Source organism: Dyadobacter sp., assembly GCF_051859145.1.
In the GTDB taxonomy this organism is placed as follows: Bacteria; Bacteroidota; Bacteroidia; order Cytophagales; family Spirosomataceae; genus Dyadobacter.
This window is the reverse complement of record NZ_JBHYGF010000533.1, coordinates 1-1796: the sequence shown is the minus strand read 5'-3', so window position 1 is coordinate 1796 and position 1796 is coordinate 1. Positions and strand designations below refer to the sequence as shown.

Here is a 1796-nt window from a genome sequence, read left to right as displayed (position 1 = left end):
CACGTGGTAGTGATTGTTTTAATTATCAACCTGCTGAACAAATATCTGCCTGATTGGAATGGAACCTCTTACCAGATAGCACTTTATCTACTCACATTCATTGGCTCAGTGGCAGTAGCTTCATTCTCCTTTTCCTTTTTTGAAAAACCATTGTTGGAATTCAAAGACAGGAAATTCGGGAGGTAAGTATTACTTTTCTACCAGCTCCGACATGGTATAAAAATCAAGATTCTGCTTCTTGGCTTCTTCCAAAATTGCTTCTAAAAAACGCACACTAAAACCATAGGCTCCATTCTCAGGTGCTTTGTACAAAGGTTCGTGGCCAAAAAGCATTAAGGAAGTCCCCGTCGCATTCGCCTTTTGCATGGCCTCTTTCATTTCCTGAATTGTCAGACCTGAGTCAGTGTCTATCAATAGCGCATCTACTGCGTTCAATTTGTCAAAATCATAAAAAATTGAGGGCATTAACCTGGGCGCCACCGCGTATACCTGGAATCCGAGCAGCCTGCGTTTTGAAATGGCGACGTCCCTATTGATTTTGAAACCATTCGCAAACAATACAGAGTCTACTTGCTTATTATGATTCCCGCCAGGGTGTGCGTAAGAAGTGGGTTTGAACCCCGCAGCTGACATATATCCCATTCCGGGTTTGATTTCCGTTTGGTAGTATCCCATTGGTCCCTCGGCCTCAATAAGTTGGGTAGATCTGCCGTGGATTGTTCCATGAAACCCGATCTCGTGACCATCCTTTTCAAGCTGGCGCAACTTGGTTATCTCGTCCGCAGATAAGCTATCAGGACAAGTAATAAAGAATGTCACTTTTGCATTGTACTTCTGAAAAAGCGGCCGCAAGTGGTACCATTCATTGATAAAATGATCATCAAAGGAAATAGCAATCCCGCCCCGGCAATCCGCATTTTTCTCCTGCTGACAGCCCGCGCTTGCTATCCAGATGCAGACGAGGACAAAAAACATTACTGCATTATTTCCGGCGGTGAGCTGTTTCAATACTTCGGGAATGAAATGTTATTTTCGCTAAATTAATCACACAAATGAAAATACTGCACACTGCCGACTGGCATATCGGCAAAAAGCTTGATCTGTATTCGCGGCTCGATGAACAAAGGCTGGTACTGGAAGAAATCTGTGAAATAGCGGAGCGCGAGCAGGTAGATGCGGTAGTAATCGCCGGTGATCTTTTTGACAATTTCAATCCTTCCTCAGAAGCTACCGAGCTATTATACAGTACCTTACACCGACTTTCTGCGAACGGGGCACGCGCGGTGATTGCAATAGCCGGTAACCACGATTCTCCTGAGCGTATTCAGGTACCCGACGCGCTGGCCAAGGTTTGCGGGATCTTGTTTGTTGGTTTTCCAAATACCGAAGTAAAACCATTCTGTACCCAGGGGAAAGTCGACGTAATCCGGACTGCAAGAGGTTTTATCGAAATAAACTTACCAAACTGCGACTTCCCTCTCCGGATTTTACATACCCCTTACGCAAATGAACAGCGCCTGAAAACATTCCTGGGCGTTGAAGATTCGGAAGAATTACTTCGGCTGCATTTGCAGGAACATTGGCAGATGCTTGCGGATGAATATCTGGATGAAAAAGGCTTCAATTTGCTCGCAACGCACTTGTTTGTCATGAAAAAAGGTGAGCCGGTACCTGAGGAGCCCGAAGAAGAGCGTCCTATTTTGCATATCGGCGGCGCACAGGCAATCTACACCGAAAACTTCCCCGAAAACGTACATTATATCGCATTGGGACATTTACACCGGTTCCAGGTTGTA

2 protein-coding genes and 1 pseudogene are annotated in these 1796 nt (G+C 45.3%); 2 read left to right on the top strand and 1 reads right to left on the bottom strand.

The window, feature by feature from the left end; genetic code table 11:
- Positions 1-186: pseudogene (locus tag ACTIE6_RS23435) on the top strand (acyltransferase family protein); the annotation flags it as partial.
- A 3-nt stretch (positions 187-189) separates the two neighbouring features.
- Here ACTIE6_RS23435 and ACTIE6_RS23430 read toward each other — a convergent pair.
- Positions 190-1008 carry a polysaccharide deacetylase family protein gene (locus ACTIE6_RS23430; protein WP_439558938.1) on the bottom strand — a complete coding sequence of 273 codons (819 nt, stop codon included), beginning with the start codon at positions 1006-1008 and terminating at the stop codon, positions 190-192.
- Between the two features lie 44 nt (positions 1009-1052).
- Here ACTIE6_RS23430 and ACTIE6_RS23425 point away from each other — a divergent pair.
- Positions 1053-1796, top strand: a 744-nt coding sequence (locus ACTIE6_RS23425; RefSeq protein WP_439558937.1) for a metallophosphoesterase family protein, incomplete at its 3' end; no start/stop codon positions are given.